The following is a 22121-nucleotide window of genomic DNA, read 5'->3' on the forward strand; positions in this document are numbered from 1 at the left end:
GCCCGCACCGAGCACGGGCGCGGCCGGCGGCCGCCCCCGTGCTCGGTGCGGGCAGGCCGCGGCGCGTTCCCGGGCTCGGCCCCCAACCCCTCAGCGGGAGACTCGACTTGTCCGGCCCTCAGGGCGCCCAACTGCGTACGGCGATCGCGTCGGTGCACCGGATCTGCCCGGAGTTCGCTCCGGTGCAGGTGCTACGCCGCAACGGGCGCTCCGTGCTCCTGGTCGGAACGACCGGACGCAGCACGGCCGTTGCGAAGTGTTTACTGGACCACTCCCCCGCGTGGGCCGAGCGGATCCGGCACGAGATAGCCGCGTACCGATCGTTCGTCCGGCACCGCCCGCCGGTGCGGGTGCCGCGGCTGATCGCGGCGGACCCGGACAACTGCACCCTGGTCATCGAGCGGATGCCGGGCCGGGTGGCGGCGCTGCACCGGCACCCGGCGGAGGCCCCGCCGCGCGCGGACATCCGGGCGGCGCTCGGCTCGATCTGCCGGCTGAACGCCTGGCGGCCGCCGGCGGGCACTTTCGACGCCCCGCTGGACTACGCGGCCCGTATCTCCCGCTTCCACGAGCTGGGGCTGCTCACCGACCGGGACATGGGAGACCTGCAGAAACTGCTGCACGGCATCGCGCACTCGGCGGGCCGCGGCGGGATGGGCCAGTTCTGTCACGGTGACGCCCTGCTGTCCAACATCCTTCTCTCACCGGCCGGTCCAGTGCTGGTGGACTGGGAGCACGCGGGCTGGTACCTGCCGGGCTACGACCTGGCCACGCTGTGGGCGGTCCTCGGGGACGCGCCGGTGGCCCGGCGGCAGATCAGTCAGATCGCGCAGTCGGCGGGACCGGCGTCACGTGACGCGTTCCTGGTGAACCTGATGCTGGTGCTGACCCGCGAGATCCGTACCTACGAGACGGCCGTGCAGCGTTCGATGCACGACTCGGCCCCGGCGGCACCGGGAGTGGTGGCCCACCCGGGTGCTGCGCCGTCCGGCGAGGAACAACGGCTGCTGCTGAGGCGGCTGCACGACGACTGCCAGATGGCCCGCCGGGCCGTGCGTGCGGCGGTCGGCACTCGCTGACGGGGACGACGGTCCGCGGTACGCCCTGCAGCGGCGTACCGCGGACCGTCGTATGTCCGGCCGACACATGGCCAGCCTCTATGTGTCCGGCCTACATATATCTGCCCGAGCCCCCGCCGCACTCCCCCATTGGTGTACTCCACTGACGCCCCGCAGGCCCGGACACCACCGCCACGAAACTCCCCGCATCCCCCGCTGACATGGGAAATCGCCTCCCTCTGGGCATGATTGACGGATCGTCGGCCAGCCGGTACCACTGACGCACACCCGGCCCCGCACGGTTCATGGCAATCCCACCGTCCCAGGAGGCTGCATTGCGAGGATCCTCGACCGACCCCACCCGCTCTCCCGGACACAGACGCGCGCGCCGGTCCGCCGGCGCGCTCGCCACCGCCGCCCTGCTGCTTCCCCTGCTGGGCGCGGCCCCCTCGGAGAGCCCCACCGACTCCTCCTCAGCCACCCTCCAGCGGGCGTTCGCGTCGGCGTCCGCCCGGTACCACGTGCCGCAGACGGTGCTGCTGGCCGTCTCCTACCTCCAGTCCCGCTGGGACACGCACGGCGGAGCGCCGAGTCTGACCGGCGGCTACGGCCCGATGCACCTCACCGACGCCCGCACCGCCCTCGCCGCGACGGAGCACCTGAGTGAGGGCACCGAGGACGCCCGCGGCGACAGCGCCCGCCCCGCCCTGCACCCCACCACACAGATCCCGGCGGACTCCCAACTCCCGGCCCGCCTCAAGACGTTGACGAAGGCGGCCGAACTGACCGGCCTTCCGGCGACCGACCTCCGTACCGACGAGACCGCCAACGTGGCCGGCGGCGCCGCCCTGCTGGCCGACGCCCAGAAGAACCTCGGTGAGCCGCTCAGCGCGGACCCGGCCGACTGGTACGGCGCGATCGCGCGCTTCTCCGGCGCCGACGACACGGCGACCGCGGCCGCGTATGCCAACGATGTCTACGACGTGATCCACACCGGCGAGGCACGCACCACGGACGCCGGGCAGCAGGTCGCGCTGGCCGCCCAGCCGGACCTCGCGCCCGACACCGCGCAGCTGAAGGAGACCGGCCTGCGCACGGTCTCCGCCGACGGCACCGAGTGCCCCAAGAAGGTGTCCTGCGAGTGGATCCCGGCGCCGTACTCCCAGTTCGGGAACGACGACTACGGCAACCACGACCTGGGCGACCGCCCCGCGTCGCAGAGCATCAAGTACATCGTCATCCATGACACGGAAGGCCAGTGGGCCGGTGTCCTGAACCTGGTCCAGGACCCCACCTATGTGTCCTGGAACTACACGATCCGCTCCACCGACGGTCTCATCGCCCAGCATGTGAAGGCCAAGGACGTGGCCTGGCACGCGGGCAACTGGTACATCAACGCCAAGTCGATCGGCATCGAGCACGAGGGCTTCCTCGCGGCGCCGGACGCCTGGTACACGGAGGCGATGTACCGCTCGTCGGCGCGACTGGTGTCGTACCTGACCAGGAAATACGGCATCCCGCTGGACCGGCAGCACATCCTCGGCCACGACAACGTGCCGGGGCCGACCACGTCCACGGTCCCCGGGATGCACACGGACCCGGGCCCGTACTGGGACTGGGCGCACTACTTCGACCTGCTGGGCCACCCCGTCAAGCAGACCGCGAAGAAGGGCGGCGGCCTGGTGACGATCCGCCCCGACTACACCACCAACCAGCCGGTGTACACGGGCTGCGTCACCGCGGGACAGCCGTGCGCGGTGCACGGGTCGAGCGAGGCCCGGCTGTACTCCGGGCCCGGCGAGACCTACCCCCTGATCAAGGACATCGGCCGCGGGACGACCCCGACGACCGGGGTCAACGACCTCTCCTCACGGGTGTCCACCGGCCAGCAGTACGCGGTGGCCGACCGTTCCGGCGACTGGACCGCGATCTGGTACCTGGGTCAGGAGGCCTGGTTCAAGAACCCGGAGAAGCAGCCCACCGCGGTGAAGGCGGCCGGTCTGGTGGTGACCCCGAAGGAGGGCGTCGACAGCGTCCCGGTGTACGGCCGCGCCTACCCGGAGGCCTCGGCCTATCCGACGGGAGTGCCCGCCCAGGCGATCTCCCCGCTGCCGTACAAGCTGCTCAAGGGCCAGAAGTACGTGGTCGGTGACAAGGTGCCCGGCGAGTACTACTACGCGGTCACCTTCACCACCGACTCGCACAAGGTCGTCGTAGGAAAGGATCTCTACTACGAGATCCAGTACGGCCACCGGGTGGAGTTCGTGCGCGCCGCCGACGTGACCGTGGAGCGGTCGAGCCGGTAGCCGTGCCTCAGCCCTGCTGGAACAGTTCCGCCGGGAGCGGTTTCAGCAGGGCGTAGAGGTCGTCCGTGATGGGGCGGTCCCAGGCGGCGATGGTGACCAGGACGTTGTCGCTGCGGTCGAACTGGACGCAGGAGATCCGGCTCTCGGAGAGCTTGAGGCGGCGCACGATCAGCAGGTTGTCGCCCTGCATCACCGGCATGTCCTCGACACCTACGACGGTCACCTCCTCGTCGTTCTCCAGCGCGAGGAGCAGTTGCGCGACCTCGAACGGGATCTCGTCCTCGGCGACGTCACGGGCCGGGGAGCCCTCCGGCAGATTGCCGATGACCATCGCGGGGCCGCGGCCGCCGAACAGGTCGTACCGCAGAAACACGCCCTGGCAGGTGCCGTCGGGTGCGGGCAGCAGACCGGCACCCAGGTTGCCGGGCCAGTCGCCCGGGTCCATGGCCAGCACATCGAATTCGGGGCCGGCGGGGGTGGCGCTGCGGCGGCGGAGGAACGACATGCAGCAATGGTACGGGGTGCCGTTCGGCGATGTGGCCGTGGCCGGGTGCCGGGTGGGGTTCGTCGTTCGGGTGCGGGTGAGTGGGGGCTGGTCGCGCAGTTCCTCGCGCCCCTTGGGTGGGTGGCTCCTACGTTGGCTGGATCAGTGCCGTTTCCAACCCTGAGCGTTCCGTGCCCACCTTGCGGCAGACGGCTGAGAGCAAGCGCACCACCGTCTGCTCGTCCGTGTGGAGTTCTACGGCTATCTCGGCGTCCGTGTGGCCGTCGGCGGCCAGGGTGGCGGCGGTGCGCTCGCGGGTCGTGAGGGTGTCGGTTTCCGTGCTGTGGAGGCGGCGGGGGCGTAGGCCTGCCGCCGCCAGTTCGGCGCGGGCCGTGTCCGCGAGGCCGTCGGCGCCGCATTGGACGGCTGCGTCGAGGCCTCGGTAGAGGTGGTCGCCGGCTTCCCTGGACCTGCCCACGCGGCGGAGTTCGGTGCCGAGGGCGACGAGGGCGCAGGCCAACTCGTAGGCGGCCGGGGAGCGTTCGAGGTGGGTGACGGACTCTTCCAGGAGTTTGGCGCGGGCCGAGCCGGTGGAGACCTCGGCGGCGATGCGCAGGGCCTGGCCGATGGCGGACTGGGTGCCGAACTGGCGGGCGCGGGCGACCGCTTCATGGGCGGTGGCGACGGCGCGCTCGGGGGTGTCGTGGCGTTCGGCGCGGGCGAGGTGGAGCTGCCAGGGGCACCACGCGGGGTTGCGGATGCCGCGCGGGTCCAAACGGCGGCCGGCGGCGGCCAGTTCGGCAGCAGCCTCCTTCGCGAGGCCGCGGGCCAGGAGCAGTTCGCCGTAGACGGTCTGGGCGTCCGGGAAGACGACGGCCGCCGGAAAGGGTTCCGCGAAGGCGTGGTCCTCGGCTAGTTGTACCGCTTCCGCGACCCGGCCGCGGGCCAGCAGGACCTCGATGAGGATTCCGGTGCCGTACCAGTAGACGGGGGTGCCGGGTCCGACGCGTTCGGCGAGGCGCAGGCCCGCGCGGGCGAAGTCCTCGGCCTCGGCGAGGCGGCCGCGCCGGTAGCGGAGGTAGCCGAGGAAGGTGTATCCGAAGGACAGGTGGGCGCCGCGCCAGCCCTGTTGTTCGAAGTCGGCGATGCCGGTGGCGAAGAGTTCCTCCGCGCGGCCCGGCCGGTCGCAGTACATGAAGGTGAGGGCGACCAGCACCGGCACCTCGAAGCCGCGGTCGGCCTCCGCCCAGCCGAGACCACCACTCAACGCGCGTTCGGCATGGTGCAGGGCCACATGTGCGGGTTCACCACGGAGTACGGCGTCCCAGGTGCGCAGGCCGATGATGTACCGCTCGGTGAGGTCGCGGCCCTTGAGGCGGTCGGCGAGTTTGGTGAGGCGGCGGGAGCGTGAGGGGTGGTCGGGTTCGTCGGCGCGGAAGGCGTCCCACATGAACTGCTCGGAGAGCATGCGCAGTTTGACCCGGGCGTCGCCGGTGACGCGGATCTCGCGGGCGAGGGTGTCGGAGGCCTCGGCGAGGCGGTCGCTGTGGGCGAGGACCTGGGAGAGGCGGTAGACGATGTTCTGCCGCAGGCCCGCGTCGCTGATCGGCTCTTCGAGGGCGGCCCGCAGATGGTTGACGGTGGTCGCCGGTTCGGTGAGCAGGGAAGCGCTGCCCAGTTCGTACAGGACGGCGGCCCGGTCGTCGAAGGGCGGGGGTTCGCGCAGGGCGCGGGCGAGGTAGCTGCGGGCCGTGTCGGGGGCGCCCGCGCGCAGGGTCTCGCCGGCCGCCGCGCGGAGTTGCTGGACCACCCAGTTGTCGCCGTCGGGGTGGGTCTCCATGAGGTGGCGGGCGGCGGCGGAAGGACCCTGGCCCTCGTTGATGACGCACCAGGCGGCCTGGCCGTGCAGGGCCACGCGGACGCCAGGGGGGATGGCCCGGTAGACGGCGGTGGCGATGAGCGGGTGCACGAATTCGAGGGTGTCCGCCGCGGTCAGCGTGCTGGTGAAGATGCGGGCGCCGCGCAGCGCGTCGACGGCGTCGGCCGCCTCCTCGTGGCCGAGTCCGGCGACGGCGGCGGCGAGCATCGGATGGGGCTCGGTGCCGAGGACCGCGCAGGCCCAGGCGAAGCGGACGGTCGAGGTGCCGAGCCGTTCGAGGCGGGTGGTGAGGCCGCTGCCCTTGACGGCGGCGGCGAGGTCGCGCAGTTGGTGGGCCCCGGCTTCGGTGGGGGTCAGGCCCCGGTCGTGGATCTTGGCGGTGAGTTCGACGGTCTCGAAGGGGTTCCCGTCGGTGACGGCCCAGCACTCGTGGCAGAACGCGTCGTCGGCGTGCTCGCCGAGCGTCTCCCGCACCAGGTCGGCCACGGCGGCGACGCTGAGCGGTTCGAGGTCGAGGGGGCGTCCGCCGGCCCGGCCGGGCAGTCCCCTCAACGACTCGGCGTGGTCGGGGAGTTCGTCGGGCCGGTAGGCGACCACGACCAGCAGCGGGAGTTGTTCGGCGCGGGGTGCGAACGCGGCCAGCCAGCCCAGGGATTCCGGGTCTGCCCAGTGCGCGTCGTCGAGGACGAGGACCATCGGGGCGCGCTTCACCGCGAGGTGGGTGAGCACCCAGTCGAGGCCGTCGCGCAGACCCTGCTGGTCAGGCGGGGAGCCTTCGGTGGGCGCGCACAGACCGAGGGCGGGGCCGACGATGTCGTACCAACTCCCCAGCGAGGAACGGAGATCGACGTCGGCCCACCCGGCGAACTGCGGTTGCAGCAGCTGTCGGGCGACGTGGAAGGCGACACGCTGTTCCTGGTCGCCGCCCCGCGCGGAGAGCACCGTGCAGCCCTGGGCGGCGGCGCGACGGCGCACTTCGGTGAGCAGGGTGGTCTTGCCGATGCCGGCCCGTCCCGCGAAGGCGAGCAGCGCGCCGCGCGGCCGGTCGCCCGGTTCGCCGCCGTCCGTGCGCAGACCGGTGAGTTCGCCCAACGCCTCGTCCACGGCGGCGAGTTCACTCTCCCGTTCGAAGAGTGTCCTTCTGCTGCGTGCACTCCGCTGCCCCATGCCATACCCCCTGCCACGGTGGTGCGCCCGCGCGGGGAGCGAACGCGCACCGTGAGCTACAGGGACCTCAGCGTACGCTTCCCGAAGGTCGCGCGACCCGGTAGTCGGCGAAGGCGTACCGGCCGGTTCTCCTGGGTTGCCGGAGGCGGCGGAGGCGCGGGCCCCGCTTGATCACATCCTGCCCGAGGCAGACGATGGGATCACTGCTCTGCCCCTCAGTCTCGGAGGCGAACGTCGATGGACGATCTACGGCAACTACTGCGCGACCTGGAGGTCTTCGCGGGCGAACTGCCCGTCTTCGACCCTCTGGTGGCGCCGGACACCCCGTCCGAGCTGTTCACGGAGTGGCTGCTGGGGGCGCTGGAGGCCGGGGTGCGCGAGCCGCACGCGATGACGGTCTCGACAGCCGGCGCCGACGGCAACCCGTCGGCAAGGACCTTGATCCTCAAGGGCGTTGGCCCCGACGGCTGGCGGTTCGCGTCGGACGGCGGCAGCGTCAAGGCCCGCGATCTCGCCCAACGGCCTTTCGCCGCCCTGACGTTCTACTGGTCGCCGCTCGCCCGCCAGGTCCGCGTGCGCGGTCCTGTCGTGGCGGCGGGCGAGGCGGACAGCGCGGCGGACTTCCTGGCCCGGAGCACCGGCGCCCGCGCGGAGGCGCTGGTCGGCCGTCAGTCCCAGCCCCTCGCTGACCTCACCGAACGGGACGCGGCCGTCAAGGAGTCACTGGAACGCCTTGAGGGCGAGCCGGACCTCGTGGCCCCCGGCTGGACCCTGCACACCGTGCGGCCCGAGTCGGTCGAGTTCTGGCAGGGCGACAAGGAACGTCGGCACACGCGGCTCGTGTATGCCCGCGAGGGCGAGGGGTGGCGCAGGCAGTTGCTGTGGCCGTGATCGCCGACCTGCTTGCCGGTGCGGCACGTACGGTGTGACACCGTCGAGCAAGTCGCCGTGGGAACAAGGGACTTGCTCACTCCTCCAATGCCGTCGGCGGCACCACCGCGACCGGGCTCGCCGCGTGCAGCAGGACCGCCTGGGTGACCGAGCCGAGGAGTCGGGCCGGGGACAGCAGGCGGCGGCGGTGGCGGCCCACGACGAGGAGGGCGGCGTCCTTGGAGGCGGCGACGAGGTGGCCGGCCGCGTCGCCCGGGGCGACGTACGGCTCGGTGGGGACGTCCGGGTGGTGTTCGCGGTGCGGGCCGAGGAGGGCGTCGGTGAGGGTGCGGGTCTCGTTCTCGATGGCGTCCTGGTCGATGACCGGCGGGACGAGTTCGCCGGGGGACGCCCAGGCCTGCGGCGGCCACGGGTAGGCGGCGACGACCTGGAGGCGGGCGCCGCGCAGGGCCGCCTCGGCGAAGGCGAAGGAGAGGGTGGCCTCGTCGGGGCTGTCCACGTGCAGGCCGACGACCACGCGGGGCCCGGGTTCGGCCGGGACGTCGCCGTGCACCTCGCGCCCGGGCCGGGGCACCACGACGACGGGGGAGTCCGCGTCACGTGCGGCGGCCATGCCGTTCGAGCCGAGCAGCAGACTGGCGAAGCCGCCGCGGCCACGCGAGCCGAGCACCAACAGCTGTGCGGTAGAGCCGAGTTCGGGCAGTACGGCGCCCGGTGCGCCCTGCAGCCCGAGGTACTCCATGACCGGCCGGTCGGCCCGCCCTTCGACATATGTACGGACCTGGTCGAGCACCTCGTCCTCGTCCGGCTCCGGTGGTCCGGCGACCAGGACACCGGGCGGTGTCCAGGCGGCGGCGTACTGCCACACATGGACGACCCGCAACGGCGCCCCGCGTCCACGGGCCGCGTCGAGGGCCCAGTCCAGGGCACGCAGGCTGTCGTCCGAACCGTCGACCGCCGCGATGACCGGCAGGATGCTCATGGGTTCCTCACCTCGGGAGTAACGGGACCTTCCCCCTCCGGGGCCAGCCTGGCTCAGGCACCGGCTCCAGAAGGGTTCCCGAGGTCGCGTGTCCGGAAAATCAGGTGCGACACCCTTCCGGGGTTTCCTGTCGGCCTGCCTCGGCAACGCCCGGCCGAGGCGACCTCGGTGTCCCGGCGTGCTCAGGGGGCGCGGCGGCGATGATGGTGTCGAGCATCGCGCGCGAGGCCCTTAGATCGGACCAGGAGCCCTGACCGGCGGACTGCTGAGCAACTCCCCGGTGGCGATGCTCCCTTGGGCTGCCCTGATCCCCGTGGTACCCGGATTCACTGCGGCAGACCCCGACCCTGCCGGCCTGCTCCCAAGCGCGCGGCGGAGGAGATCGCTCTCGTCGCGCCGACGGCGAGGGTGCACGTCGAGCGGCTCGACCTGAGTTCGCTCGCCTCGGTCCGTGACACGGCCGGGGAACTGGGAGACACGTACGCCCGGATCGACCTACTGATCAACAACGCCGGCGTGATGTACACGCCGTACCGGACGACCCCGGACGGCTACGAGCTCCAGTTCGGAACCAACCACCTGGGGTTCGCCCTGACCGGACTGCTGCTGGACCTGCTGCCGGCCTCGCCCGCCTCCCGTGTCGTCACGGTCAGCAGCGCGGACCACCGCATGGGCGGCCCGATCGATCTCGATGACCTCGACTGGCTGCCGGCCGACGGGCCACTGGCGGTCGCCGCGCATCCCGGCGGTGCCGACACCACCGGCTCCCGGAGTGCGATGTCGCACTCCTTTCCCCTCACCCGCACAGCTTTCGCGGCGATCCGACCGCTGCTCCTGCAGTCCCCCGAGAGGGGAGCACTGCCGGTACTGCGCGCCGCGACCGAGCAACGGGTATCCCAAGGTGGTCCGCTCCAGCCCGCAGCCCGGCCGCCACCCTCACGAGTGAAGGCCGGGCTGAAGATGCCTGTGCGTACTTCCCCCGATGGTTCGCCGGGGATCTTTCACCTTCAGGTGAGGTCGAACTCCCCTTCCCGCGCCCCCGACACGAACGCGCCCCATTCCGCGGGCGTGAAGATCAAGGAAGGGCTTTCCGGGCGGCCGCTGTTGCGCATCGCGATGAATCCCTCGACAAAAGCGATCTGGACATCCCCCAGTCCACGGCTGCCTGAGTGCCAATCGGCGTCACTGAGGTCCAGCTCCGGCTTGTCCCAGCCCGCAAGCGGGTGCTGCTGGATGGTGCTCTCGGCCACGTCCGTGCTCCTCCCGATTCGTCGTCCGCGGCCAGCCTAGCGATCGGTTTCTGATGCCAACAGGCCACGTGAGGGGGACCTTTCAGGAGGCAGGGGGTTCGCTGCCCACAAGCCACATCGAGAAGAACTGGGATCCGCCGCCGTAGGCGTGCCCGAGAACCCGTCGAGCGCCTTCCACCTGGTGTTCTCCGGCTTGCCCACGAACCTGGAGGGTGGCCTCCGCGAAGCGGATCATGCCCGAAGCGCCGATCGGATTGGTGGAGAGCACACCCCCTGACATGTTCACGGGAAGGTCGCCGTCCAGCTCGGTCACGCCCGATTCGGTGAGTTTCCAGCCCTCTCCCTCCTCGGCGAATCCGAGGTTCTCCAGCCACATGGGCTCGTACCAGGAGAACGGCACGTACATTTCCACGGCGTCGATGTCCCGGCGCGGGTCGGCGATCCCGGCCTGCCGGTACACGTCGGCCGCGCAGTCCTTGCCGGCCTGTGGCGACACACAGTCCTTCCCGGCGAACAGTGTGGGTTCGCTCCGCATGGCGCCGCCATGCATCCAGGCCGCCGGACGTGGTGCGCGAGCCGCGCCCGCCCGGTCGGTGAGCACCATCGCGCAGGCGCCGTCCGAGGAGGGGCAGGTCTCCGAGTACCGGATCGGGTCCCACAGCATCGGCGAGGCCTGGACCTTCTCCAGCGTGATGTCGTGCTCGTGGAGATGCGCGTACGGATTCTTCAGCGCGTTGCGCCGGTCCTTGTACGCCACCAGCGAGCCGACCGTGTCGGGAGCTCCGGTACGCCGCATATAGGCGCGCACGTGCGGTGCGAAGAAGCCACCCGCGCCGGCAAGTAACGGCTGCTGGAAGGGAATCGGCAGGGACAGCCCCCACATGGCGTTCGACTCGGACTGCTTCTCGAAGGCGAGGGTGAGGACGGTGCCGTGCACACGGGCCGCGACGAGGTTCGCGGCGACCAGCGCCGTCGACCCGCCCACCGATCCGGCGGTGTGCACCCGCAGCATCGGCTTCCCTACGGCGCCCAGCGCATCCGCGAGATACAGCTCGGGCATCATGACGCCCTCGAAGAAGTCGGGCGCCTTCCCGATGACGACGGCGTCGATGTCGGCCCACGTCAACTCGGCATCATCCAGAGCCCGTTGGGCGGCCTCCCGCACCAGCCCCGCGATCGACACGTCCCGCCGCGCGGCGACATGCTTGGTCTGGCCGACCCCTACGACGGCCACGGGCTCCTTGCTCATCGCGGATCCCCTTCGAGTACGGCGACCAGGTTCTGTTGCAGACAGGGGCCGGAGGTCGCGTGGGCGAGGGCCCGGTCGGACTCGCCCCGATGGATGCGGGTGGCGGCCTCGCCGATGCGGATGAGCCCGGCGGCCATGACGGGGTTGGCGGCGAGGGCGCCCCCGGACGGGTTGACGCGCACGTCGTCACCGAGGCGCAGCGCCTTGCGCAGGACCACCTCCTGCGCGGTGAACGGCGCGTGCAACTCGGCGGTGTCGACGGGCCGTTCGAAGGCCCCGGCCTTCTCGGCAGCGAGCCGCGTGGACGGCGAGTCGGTCAACTCCCGTACGCCCAGCCCGTGTGCCTCGATGCGGTGGTCGATCCCCTTGATCCAGGCGGGCCGTTCGCACAGCTCGCGGGCCCGGTCGCCGGCCGCGAGGATCACGGCGGCGGCGCCGTCACCGACCGGCGGACAGTCGCCGGTGCGCAGCGGTCGTACGACATAGTCGCCCTGCGGCGCCGAACCCCGCACCTGCGCATGGGAGTTGGCGCTCGCGTCCGTCCGGCTGCGGGCCGCGACGGCGGCGAGCGCGGGTTCGTCGGTGTCGCCCGCGTCGATGAGGGCCTGGGCCTGGAGGGCGGCCAGGGCGACGGAGTCCGGCCACAGGGGGGCGACGTAGTACGGATCGAGCTGCCGGGTCAGGACGTCGCGTACGGAGCCGGGGGACGACTTGCCGTACGAGTAGACGAGCGCGGTGTCCGCGTCGCCGGTGAGCAGCTTGGTCCAGGCCTCGTAGAGTGCCCAGGCGCCGTCCATCTCGACGTGCGACTCGGAGATCGGTGGCCAGGCGCCGACGCCGTCGAGGGCGAGAGTGAAGGAGAAGGCGCGGCCGGCGAGGTAGTCGCTGGAGCCGGAGCAGGTGAAGTCGATGTCGGCGGTCTTCAGACCGGTCTGTTCGAGGACGCCGTGCAGGACCGGCATCAGCATCTCCACCTCGGAGAGCTCGTCGGTGGTACGCCGGTGGTCGGTCTGCGCGACGGCGACGACGGCGATCTCCCGCATCGCGGCGGCTCCTTGCATCACAGCAGCTCCTTGTAGACGTCGTAGTCCGCGTCGGGCTCGCCGGTCGGCCGGTAGTGGTCCGGATAACGGCCGCCCTCACTCCACACCGCCTCGACCCGCAGCCCCATGCGCACCTGGTCGTACGGAATCCCGCCGATGCGTCCGTGCAACGCGAGGTCGGCTCCGTCGAGGGCGATGTGCCCGTAGACGTACGGCACCTCGATATCGAGGTTCTTCGCCTTGATGTTGACGATGCAGAACGTGGTCACTGTGCCGCGCGGACCCACTTCGACATGTTCCGCTGTGGCGACACCACATGTGGGACACGCACCCCTCGGCGGGACGTACACCTTCCGGCAGGAGGGGCAGCGTTCGCCGACGGTCCGTTGTTCGGAGAGGGCGTGGATGTAGTCGGTCTGGGCGCGGCCGGGCGAGTAGACGTAGTCGAGGCGCGCGGGGGCCACGATGCCGGTGACCATGTCCTCGAACTCGCCGCTGTGGGCGGCGGGGTGGCGCCTCTCGTCACCATCACCATCGCCATCGCCTTCGTACGGCTCGAAGCAGGCGATGTCCGTGATGGCACCGGTACGTTCCTCGGCCCAGCGGACGCGGACGCGCATACCGGTGTGCACGGCGTCGGGGCCGGGGGCGTCGAGAGCATGCAGGAGGGCGGTGTCGGCACCGTCGAGCCGGACCAGCACCCAGGCGAAGGGGGTGTCGAGAGGCTGACCGCGCCGGGGTTCGTGGTTCCAGGCCCAGGTGGTGACCGTACCGGTGGCCCCGACCTCGACGAGATCGCGAATCTCCTCGGCGGTAACGGGGTCGTACTCGACGGGGGGTACGAGGGTGCGACCGTCACCAGTCTTCACCCCGAGGAGGACACGCTCGCGCAGCCCGGTGAGAAACGCGCTCTGGACGGGCCCGAGAGACCGGGTAAAGGGAAATTCGAGGACGAGGGGGGCTTTGAGTACTTCGGGCACGGCATTCTCCTAACTGAACAGTTGGGGCCGAGTGCTCCCACCTAGGGGCGCGGGGAACTGCGCGACCAGCCACAACGCGCCCGCAGACGAAAACCGGCCGACCTGCAGGGCGCCTACGCCCGCTTGTAAACAGCCGCCCGCTTCTCCGCAAAGGCACGGGCCCCCTCCTTCGCATCGGCGGTATCGAAGATCGGCCAGCCCCGCTTGAGTTCGGCCGCAAGCCCCTCGGTCTCGGTCAGCTCCGCCGTCTCATACACCGACGCCTTGACCGCCTCAACCGCCAACGGCCCACACCCATTGACGAGTTCGGCGATCTCCAGCGCCTTGGCAAGCGCCGTACCGTCCTGCACGACATGCCCGACCAGACCGACGTCAGCTGCCTCCCGCGCGCTGTACGGCCGCCCGGTCAGCAGCATCTCCAGCGCATGGGTACGCGGAATCTGCCGCTGGAGACGGACAGTTGAGCCACCGATCGGGAAGAGCCCGCGCTTCACCTCGAACAACCCAAAGGTCGCCGACTCCCCCGCAACCCGAATATCGGTGCCCTGCAAGATCTCTGTACCGCCGGCCACGCAATACCCCTCAACCGCGGCGATCACCGGCTTCCGGGGCCGGTGATGCCGCAGCATCGCCTTCCAGTGCAGATCCGGATCAGCCGTGAGCCGATCGCGATACTGCTGCCCCTCCATGCCCTTCCCGGCCAGCGCCTTGAGGTCCATTCCCGCGCAGAACGCACCCCCCGCCCCGGTCAGCACGATCGAGCGGATCGCGTCGTCCGCGTCGGCCTCGACCCAGCCGTCGTAGAGGCCGACCAGCATCGGCAACGAGAGCGCGTTCTTGGCCTCGGGCCTGTTGAGCGTGAGCACCAGTGTGGCGCCCTCGCGCCGCACGGTCAGGTGTTCCGTACCGCTCATGGTCGTCCTCCCGTCGCCGTACCGCCTCCGGAACGAGAACAGGTTGCAGGAGGCGCCCTGCCAGTACAAGGGGTTTCTGACACTCAGTCAGATTTCTTCTGCGCGGACCCTTCACAGTTGCCGCGCCCTTTGCTCTGATGACCGGCGAACCGACGTCAGGAGGAGTGGTGGAGTACAACATTGCCGACCTGTTCGAGTCGGTCGTCGACGTGGTCCCGGACCGCGAGGCGCTCGTGTACATCGACCACCCGGGCACGGGCGCGGAACGCCGCCTGACCTACGCGGAGTTGGACGCGGCCGCGAACCGCGTCGCCCATCATCTGATCGACGCCGGGATACGCCCGGGTGAGCACCTCGGGCTCCATCTCTACAACGGCATCGAGTACGTGCAGACGGTGCTGGGCTGCCTCAAGGCGCGGGTCGTACCGGTCAACGTCAACTACCGCTACGTCGAAGAGGAGTTGGTGTACCTCTACCGGGACGCCGATCTCGTGGCGCTGGTCTTCGACACGGAGTTCACCGAGCGGGTGGCGGCCGCGCTGCCGCGTGTCGAGCAACTGCGGCACCTGGTACGGGTGGGAGCGGCGCAGGCGGACGGGCCGGACGTACCCGCCGTGGACTTCACGGACGCCGAAGCCGCAGGGTCTCCCGAGCGCGGGTTCCCGGCGCGGTCGGCGGACGACCAGTTCATCATCTACACCGGCGGTACGACCGGGATGCCCAAGGGTGTGATGTGGCGGCAGGAGGACCTGTTCTTCTCGGGGCTCGGCGGTGGTGCGCCGACGGGTGAACCGGTGAAGAAACCAGAGGAGTTGGCCGAGCGGGTCGCGGCCGGCGGGGCGGGAATCACGTTCTTCCCCACTCCCCCGCTGATGCACGGCACCTCCACGCTCACCGCGTTCATCGGCTTCAACTTCGGCCAACGCATCGTGATCCACCGCAAGTTCGTGCCGGAGGAGGTGCTGCGGACCATCGAGAAGGAGAAGGTCACCAGCATGTCCCTGGTCGGCGACGCGATGCTGCGCCCGCTCATCGACGCCCTCAACGGTCCTATGAAGGGCACCGATTGCTCATCGATGTTCAGCGTGTCGTCATCGGGCGCGATCATGTCGGAGACGGTGCGCCGGCAGTTCCAGGAGCTGCTCCCGAACACGATGCTGCTGAACAACTACGGTTCCTCCGAGTCCGGCTTCAACGGCACGGCGACGGCCGATTCCGGCGCCGGGAAGTCGTTCCGCATCCGCGTCAACTCCCGCACCCAGGTGGTAGATCCGGCTACGTACGAACCGGCCGCCGTCGGTGAGATCGGCCGGGTCGCCCAGTGCGGTCACGTACCGCTCGGCTACTACAACGATCCGAGGAAAACCGCCGAGACCTTCTTCGAGAAGGACGGCCGGCGCTGGGTCCTGCTCGGCGACATGGCGACCGTGGACGAGGAGGGCGTCGTCACGGTTCTCGGGCGCGGCTCGCAGTGCATCAACACCGGTGGGGAGAAGGTGTATCCGGAGGAGGTCGAGCAGGCGCTCAAATCGCATCCGGACGTCTACGACGCGCTGGTGGCCGGGGTGCCGGACGTGCGGTGGGGCAACCATGTGGCCGCCGTCGTACAACTGCGGCCGGGTGCGGAACGGCCGTCGCTGGACGAGATCCAGACGCACTGCCGTACCCATCTCGCCGGGTACAAGATCCCGCGCCAGTTGGTGATCGCGGAGTCCATCCAGCGGTCGCCGAGCGGCAAGGCGGACTACCGGTGGGCGCGGGAGGTGGCGGTCTCCGCAGATCAGTGAGTCAACAGTGGGTCAACGCGCAGGCCGGATTGAACTGACGGTAGCGTGCGCCCGTACTGGTGGTGACGGATGTGGTGGCCCGGGCCAGGTCCGCCATGCCGTCACCGGGCTCAGCACGGAAGGACGTTCGGGTGCCGCTCTTCACTCGCTCTCACCCATTGGCGCAGCAGAAAGCCACCGGGGAGACCGACCCGACAGCGGCAACGGAGGCCGCCACACCGCCCGAACCACAGGAGCCACCCGAGGCACGGGAATCGGCTGACGCGACCGGGTCGGCAGAGTCGGTTGAGGCGATCGACGCGGGTGAAACGGCCGACGCGACCGAGGCAGCTGGCCCAGCCGATTCGGCTGACTCCGCTGCCCTGGCCGCCGCAACCGATGCGGCTGGCTCCGCCGACGCGGACGGTTCGGCCGACGCTCCCGAGTCGGCCAAGTCCGCCGAGCACGCTGAACCCGCCGTATCCGCAGGGTCCGACGAGCCCGCTGAACCCGCAGAGGCTGCCGACGATGCACGGTCCGCCGAGGACGCGGAGCCCGGAGAGCCCGCTGAACCCACACGATCCGCCCAGCCCGCTGAACCCGCCCAGCGCGCCGAGCCCGTAGAGCCCAGCGAGGTCGCAGACCCCGCCGAGCACGCTGAGGCCGCCGCGCCTGCCAAGCCCGGCGAGTCCGCAGAACCCGCTGAGTCCGCCGCGCACAGCGAACCCTCAAGTTCCGCCGAGTCCACGGAATCCGCAGCCCCCACAGGGTCGGCCGGACCCGGCGAGACCGCAAAGACCGGTGCCTCACCAGACTCCGCCGCCCCCGCCGAGACCACTGACCCCGCGCACCACGCAAAGCCAACCGCACCAAGCGAGACCGCTGAGCCCGCAGCGTCCGCCGCGCCAGCCGACCACACCGACCCCACCGAGCATTCGTCCCAACTCCCCCTCCGCGCAGGCTGGTTCGGCTGGCGTCGCCGTTACCCCCGCTCCGCACGTGCCGTAGGGGTGGGTACGAGCGTGCTGGCCGGTGCGCTGCTGGTCGTCGCGCTGGTCGTGCCCGACCGGCTGGACCGGATGACGTTTGAGTCGTTCCTCCGGCTGCCCGTGGAGCTGATCGTGCTCGCGGTCGTGCTGCTGGCGCTACCGTCGCGGGCCCGGCGGATCACCGCCGTCGTGCTGGGTGCGTTCGTCGGGCTGTCCACCGTCCTGAAGTGCCTCGACATGGGCTTCTACGAGACGCTGGCGCGGCCGTTCGACCTGGTCTTCGACTGGGTGTTGTTGAGCGACGCGGCGGACTGGATGAAGGACTCGTTCGGTCGCTCGGGCGAGGTGCTCGCGATCATCGGGGTGATCGTCCTGCTGATCGCCGTGCTCGCGTGCAGCGCGCTCGCGATGGTGCGGCTGGCGGATGTGATGGCCAGGCATCGCCCCATGGCCGTACGCACCACACTTGTCCTCGGTGTCGTGTGGATCATGTGCTTCACCCTGAGCGTGCAGGTCGGCGGGGTCACGCTCGCCACCAAGGGCTACAGCCAGTTCCTCAGCAACCGTGTGAAGTACGTCCGCGAGGGTCTCGGTGACGCCGACGTCTTCAAGAAGCAGCTCACCGTGGACGCCTTCGCGAAGACCCCGCCCAACCAGCTGCTGACCGGACTGCGCGGCAAGGACGTGCTGTTCACCTTCATCGAGAGCTACGGCCGGGTCGCGCTCGACGACCCGACGATGGCACCGGAAATGGACAAGACGCTCACGGCGGGCGACGCCCGGCTCAAGGCGGCCGGCTTCTCGTCGCGCAGCGCGTGGCTCAGGTCGCCCGTGACCGGCGCCGGCAGCTGGCTCGCGCACTCGACGTTCCTGTCCGGCCTGTGGATCAAGAACCAGCAGCGGTACCGGACCGTGACGACGAGCACCCGCGCGACTCTCACCAGCTACTTCCAGAAGACCGGCGCCTGGCGCACGGTGGGCATCGTCCCCGGCGTGCGCAAGTCCTGGCCCGAGGGCAAGTACTTCGGCCTCGACAACATCTACGACTCCACGCACCTCGGCTACAACGGCCCGTACTTCAGCTGGACGCCGGTGCCGGACCAGTTCAGCCTGGAGTCCTTCGAGAAGCTGGAGTACGGCAAGAAGAACCGCGACCCGATCATGGCGGAGATCATCCTGGCCTCCAGCCACAACCCCTGGTCCCCCATCGCCCACACGATCCCCTGGAACCAGCTCGGCGACGGCACGGTCTTCAACCAGATCAAGAAGGAGGGCACGAACCCGACGGAGGTCTGGAAGAGCGCGAAGCGTGTGCGGACCGAGTACCGCAAGGCCATCCAGTACTCCGTGGACAGCTTGACCCAGTGGGTCCAGCGCTACGGCAACAAGAACACCGTCCTCGTCTTCCTCGGCGACCACCAGCCCGTCCCGACGGTCACCGGCGGCACCACCGACCGGGACGTGCCGATCACCATCGTCGCCCACGACCCGAAGGTCCTGGACAAGATCTCCAGCTGGGGCTGGACGGACGGCCTCAAGCCCGCCGACAACGGACCGGTGTTGAGCATGGACAAGTTCCGGGACCGCTTCATGACGGCGTACGCGAAGTGACCTGCTCCCCCGCGAGGAACGCCTCCACGGCGGCGAGGAACTCCTCCGGCCGGTTCTCGTGCACGAGATGTCCGGCGTCGACGGTCACCAGGCGCGCGTCGGGGATCCGTTCGGCGAGCACGGCGACCCGGTCCTGAGGAACCCCGCTGGTGGGGCCACCCGCGATCACCAGCGTGGGCATGGTGATCCGCCCCATGTGGTCCCACCACATGGGGTCAGGGTTGTTCGCTTGGGCATCGGTGGCCTCGATCATGGCCCAGTCGAGCGGCAGCTCCTCCGCCGGTCGTTCGGTGGGCGGCCGTGGCGGGTCGAAGGCGATCGGGGCGGACACGTCCTCCAGAACCAGCCGCCTTACGACGCCGGGCGCCTCCTGCGCGAGCAGATACGCGACGATGCCGCCGAGGGAGTGCCCGATGACGTCGGCGCGTTCGATGCCGAGGGCGGTGAGGAGGGCGAGCATGTCGTCCCGCATCGCCTCGTAGGCGTACACGTCCGCCGGGGCACCCGGCTCGGTGCCGGGCCAGTCGCTGGTTCCGTGGCCGCGGAGGTCGGGGGCGTACACGCGGTACGGGACGGGACCGTTGGCGAGCCGCTCGGCGATCGGCGTCCAGTCGGTACCGTCGGTGCCACGGCAGTGGAGCAGGAGGACGGGCGGCGCTCCTTCGGGGCCCCAGGCTCGGCAGGCGAGGGTGATGCCGTTCGCCTTGACGGCGCGGTTCTCGGTGTCCATGCCGGGAACGTATCCGGGGGGCCGCCGGGTCATCCGCCTACTCTGCCGAGGGCAGAGCCCCTCCGCTCCCGTCGAGGAACGCGGTGACGCGGTGCACGAACCACGCCGGGTCGTCGAGCCACGGGTAGTGCCCGGCGCCCGGCTGGACCGCCGACTCCGCGTCGCGGAAGACGTCGGCGGCGCGGCGGGCGAGGTCGGGCCGGGGGCCGCCGTCCAACTCGCCCGCGAGGACCAGGACGGGTGCGGGCAGGTCCGCGAGGGCGGCCCGGGTGGCGGGCGGGTCGAAGGCGCCTTCGGAGAAGTACAGGTCGGCGGCCTCGTCGTTGCACTGCTCGTCGGCGAGCGCGGCGTGTTTCTCGGCGGCGGCATCCCAACGGCCGTAGAAGAAGGGCTCGAAGACCGGGTCGAAGTCCCCCGTGCCCGCGAGCCATGCCTCGAACGCCGGGTACGCGGCCTCGAACCACGGCTCGCCCTTCCGTAGCCGTGCGGCGGTGAGCCGGTCCTCGGGCGTGGCCGGCATGCCCAGTGCCCACGGCGTGGCGGTGACGAGGGTGAGCCGTGCGATTCGCTCGGGGTACCGGGCCGCGTACAGCATCGCGAGGCTGCCGCCCGCCGAGTGGGCGAGCAGATCCATATGGTCCAACCCCATGTGGGCGCGCAACACTTCCACGTCGTCGACGAGTCGGTCGCAGCGGTACGACGTCCTGTCGGCCGGCACCGCGGAGTCGCCGGTGCCCCGGAGGTCGAGCAGGATCAGGCGACGATGTGCGGCCAGTCCACCCAGGTCGCCGAGGTAGATGGAGGCGCGCATGGGCCCTCCGGGCAGGACGATCAACGGCTCGCCCTCGCCCCGGACGTGGTAGGCGAGTTCGGTGCCGTCGGTGGCGGTGAGGGTCGGCATGCGGCTGATCCTCACCGCCAACCGGGCCTCAGTGCAAGGCAGTTCCGCAGGTCCTCGACCACCTCAAGCCCTCGATTTCCTCAGAGGGCGACGGGGCGGTGAGCCAGCGCCGCGTCGACGATCTGCTCGGCGGAGGCGTCCGCGAGATCGGACGGCGGATGGAAGATCAGGTCCGAGGCCGCGGGATGCGCCACGTTCGACGTGAAGAGCCGGAGGTAGTACTCGGCGTCCGCATCCCCGGCCAGGATCCTGCGGACGACCTCGACGAGTTCGTCGCGGGTGACGTCGGGCACGCGCGGATACGCCGGGCGTGCGGCCTCCAGGGCGAACTCCTCCCGCGTCCGCGACCCGGCGTAGCCCAGGAAGTCGGCCGCCGAGCAGTCGTGCCCCGTCGCCTCGGCGAACGCGGCCACCGCTTCCTCCACGGCCGCGCGGTCGGCGCCGTAGAAGAGGCTCTCGATCCGCTCTGTCTCGCGGCTGAGTTCCTCAACTCGCTCCACGGACACGGACGGTGGCAGGAGTTCCGGACGAAGATCCACGCGCCCATTCTGCCTGGCGACGCGTCGAGAAAGTGGGGGCAGGCCTCTTGCCCCCGTGGGTGGCTGGCTGGATTACTGATCCCATGTCGACCGAATGATCGGTCGCCCGAAATAGCACGATTAACGAAGGGGTGCGCCGATGGCGGACGCGGCGGAGGGGCTCGACCCGGGGGAACAGCTCGACCAACACGCACTCAGGACACTGCAGTTGGAGCGGCTACGGGCCTCCCTCCGGCACGCCTACGCGAACGTGCCCTTCTACCGTCGCTCCTTCGACTCGGCCGGAATCCACCCGGACGACTGCCGCGCGCTCTCCGACCTCGCCCATTTCCCGTTCACCACCAAACTGGACCTGCGCGACAACTACCCCTACGGCATGTTCGCCGTCCCCGAGGACCGTATCCGCCGCATCCACGCGTCGAGCGGCACCACCGGACGCCCCACAGTGGTCGGCTATACAGAGAGCGACCTGTCCATGTGGGCGGACGTGGTGGCCCGTTCCATCCGTGCCGCGGGCGGACGGCCCGGCGACAAGGTGCATGTGGCGTACGGCTATGGGTTGTTCACCGGTGGTCTGGGCGCCCACTATGGTGCCGAACGACTGGGTTGTACGGTCATCCCCGCGTCCGGAGGTATGACGGCCCGCCAGGTGCAGATCATCCAGGACTTCAAGCCCGAGATCATCATGGTGACCCCGTCCTACATGCTCACGCTCCTCGACGAGTTCGAGCGGCAAGGAGTGGACCCGCGCGGGACCTCTCTGCGGGTCGGCATCTTCGGGGCGGAGCCCTGGACCGAGCAGATGCGGCTGGAGATCGAGGAGCGGTTCGCGATCGACGCGGTCGACATCTACGGGCTGTCGGAAGTGATCGGCCCGGGCGTCGCGCAGGAGTGCGTGGAGACGAAGGACGGGCTGCACATCTGGGAGGACCACTTCTTCCCGGAGGTCGTCGACCCGATCTCCGGTGAAGTCCTGCCCGAGGGCGAGAAGGGCGAGTTGGTGTTCACCTCGCTCACCAAAGAGGCCATGCCGGTGGTCCGTTACCGCACCCGGGACCTGACCCGCCTCCTTCCCGGCACCGCCCGACCTGCCTTCCGGCGCATGGAGAAGGTCACCGGCCGCAGTGACGACATGGTGATCCTGCGCGGGGTGAATCTCTTCCCCACCCAGATCGAGGAGATCGTCCTGCGCACCCCGGGCGTCGGACCCCACTTCCAGCTTCGACTCACCCGCGAGGGCCGCCTCGACGCCCTCACCGTGCGAGCCGAGGCCCGCCCCGGCGCCGACCCCGAAACCCGGGACGCGGCGTGGTCGATGAGTTGGGCCTCGGTGACCTCGCCGCGCGGGACGACGACCGCGGTGACGGCCTCGATCCAGCGGT

17 protein-coding genes and 1 pseudogene are annotated in these 22121 nt (G+C 70.4%); 7 read left to right on the forward strand and 11 right to left on the reverse strand.

Translation table 11 applies throughout. The annotated features are described in order from the left end of the window. Positions 1-1079, forward strand: a 1079-nt coding sequence (locus AC31A1_RS21195) for an aminoglycoside phosphotransferase family protein (RefSeq protein WP_489654813.1), incomplete at its 5' end; no start/stop codon positions are given. 314 nt (positions 1080-1393) lie between these two features. Continuing rightward, positions 1394-3364 (forward strand): N-acetylmuramoyl-L-alanine amidase, encoded by a 1971-nt coding sequence (locus AC31A1_RS21200; protein ID WP_489654814.1) that lies wholly within the window; start codon positions 1394-1396, stop codon positions 3362-3364. A gap of 7 nt (positions 3365-3371) precedes the next feature. On the opposite strand, the gene AC31A1_RS21205 is transcribed toward AC31A1_RS21200, so the two are convergent. Together AC31A1_RS21205 and AC31A1_RS21210 are read right to left on the reverse strand one after the other, a co-directional pair. Beyond that, positions 3372-3869, reverse strand: coding sequence for a hypothetical protein (locus AC31A1_RS21205; protein ID WP_033280692.1), 498 nt, complete (start codon positions 3867-3869; stop codon positions 3372-3374). 127 nt (positions 3870-3996) lie between these two features. Further along, positions 3997-6894, reverse strand: coding sequence for an ATP-binding protein (locus AC31A1_RS21210; protein WP_489654815.1), 2898 nt, complete (start codon positions 6892-6894; stop codon positions 3997-3999). A 237-nt stretch (positions 6895-7131) separates the two neighbouring features. Here AC31A1_RS21210 and AC31A1_RS21215 point away from each other — a divergent pair, with 237 nt between their 5' ends. Continuing rightward, entirely contained in the window at positions 7132-7785 is a 654-nt protein-coding gene (locus AC31A1_RS21215) for a pyridoxine/pyridoxamine 5'-phosphate oxidase (RefSeq protein WP_489654816.1), read from the forward strand. Between the two features lie 76 nt (positions 7786-7861). Here the strand turns inward: AC31A1_RS21215 and AC31A1_RS21220 are convergent, their stop codons facing one another. Then, the gene (locus AC31A1_RS21220) at positions 7862-8767 is read right to left on the reverse strand and encodes a universal stress protein (RefSeq protein WP_489654817.1); all 906 of its coding nucleotides are present in this window, start codon (positions 8765-8767) and stop codon (positions 7862-7864) included. A 408-nt stretch (positions 8768-9175) separates the two neighbouring features. Here AC31A1_RS21220 and AC31A1_RS21225 point away from each other — a divergent pair. Then, positions 9176-9385: pseudogene (locus AC31A1_RS21225) on the forward strand (short-chain dehydrogenase); the annotation flags it as partial. 389 nt (positions 9386-9774) lie between these two features. Here AC31A1_RS21225 and AC31A1_RS21230 read toward each other — a convergent pair. The 5 genes from AC31A1_RS21230 to AC31A1_RS21250 all read right to left on the reverse strand — a co-directional run bounded on the left by AC31A1_RS21230 (position 9775) and on the right by AC31A1_RS21250 (position 14203). Next, entirely contained in the window at positions 9775-10017 is a 243-nt protein-coding gene (locus AC31A1_RS21230; protein ID WP_019057879.1) for a DUF397 domain-containing protein, read from the reverse strand. Positions 10018-10099: 82 nt separating this feature from the next. Further along, positions 10100-11266 carry a thiolase domain-containing protein gene (locus tag AC31A1_RS21235; RefSeq protein WP_489654818.1) on the reverse strand — a complete coding sequence of 389 codons (1167 nt, stop codon included), beginning with the start codon at positions 11264-11266 and terminating at the stop codon, positions 10100-10102. Then, positions 11263-12327, reverse strand: a complete 1065-nt coding sequence (locus AC31A1_RS21240; RefSeq protein ID WP_489654819.1) for a thiolase domain-containing protein — start codon at positions 12325-12327, stop codon at positions 11263-11265. The genes AC31A1_RS21235 and AC31A1_RS21240 overlap by 4 nt, the downstream gene beginning before the upstream one ends. After that, positions 12327-13289 carry a Zn-ribbon domain-containing OB-fold protein gene (locus tag AC31A1_RS21245; RefSeq protein ID WP_489654820.1) on the reverse strand — a complete coding sequence of 321 codons (963 nt, stop codon included), beginning with the start codon at positions 13287-13289 and terminating at the stop codon, positions 12327-12329. The genes AC31A1_RS21240 and AC31A1_RS21245 overlap by 1 nt, the downstream gene beginning before the upstream one ends. A 113-nt stretch (positions 13290-13402) precedes the next feature. Further along, complete coding sequence (locus AC31A1_RS21250) at positions 13403-14203, reverse strand: crotonase/enoyl-CoA hydratase family protein (protein ID WP_489654821.1); 801 nt, start codon at positions 14201-14203, stop codon at positions 13403-13405. A 167-nt stretch (positions 14204-14370) separates the two neighbouring features. Here AC31A1_RS21250 and AC31A1_RS21255 point away from each other — a divergent pair, with 167 nt between their 5' ends. Together AC31A1_RS21255 and AC31A1_RS21260 are read left to right on the forward strand one after the other, a co-directional pair. After that, positions 14371-15990, forward strand: coding sequence for an acyl-CoA synthetase (locus AC31A1_RS21255; protein WP_489654822.1), 1620 nt, complete (start codon positions 14371-14373; stop codon positions 15988-15990). Between the two features lie 989 nt (positions 15991-16979). Then, positions 16980-18569: an LTA synthase family protein gene (locus AC31A1_RS21260; RefSeq protein WP_489654823.1), complete on the forward strand. Its 1590-nt coding sequence runs from the start codon at positions 16980-16982 to the stop codon at positions 18567-18569. Here the strand turns inward: AC31A1_RS21260 and AC31A1_RS21265 are convergent. From AC31A1_RS21265 to AC31A1_RS21275, 3 genes are all read right to left on the reverse strand, one after another. Beyond that, positions 18547-19299, reverse strand: coding sequence for an alpha/beta fold hydrolase (locus AC31A1_RS21265; protein ID WP_489654824.1), 753 nt, complete (start codon positions 19297-19299; stop codon positions 18547-18549). The two genes, AC31A1_RS21260 and AC31A1_RS21265, sit on opposite strands and share 23 nt — an antisense overlap. Before the next feature lie 37 nt (positions 19300-19336). Continuing rightward, positions 19337-20200 (reverse strand): alpha/beta fold hydrolase, encoded by an 864-nt coding sequence (locus AC31A1_RS21270; RefSeq protein ID WP_489654825.1) that lies wholly within the window; start codon positions 20198-20200, stop codon positions 19337-19339. Between the two features lie 80 nt (positions 20201-20280). Then, the gene (locus AC31A1_RS21275; RefSeq protein ID WP_489654826.1) at positions 20281-20739 is read right to left on the reverse strand and encodes a bacteriocin immunity protein; all 459 of its coding nucleotides are present in this window, start codon (positions 20737-20739) and stop codon (positions 20281-20283) included. Positions 20740-20878: 139 nt separating this feature from the next. Between AC31A1_RS21275 and paaK the strand changes: the two genes are divergently transcribed. Further along, a partial coding sequence (gene paaK, locus AC31A1_RS21280) for a phenylacetate--CoA ligase PaaK (protein ID WP_489654827.1) occupies positions 20879-22121 on the forward strand: 1243 nt, incomplete at its 3' end.

The sequence above is a fragment of the Streptomyces sp. P5F9 genome (assembly GCF_057961495.1).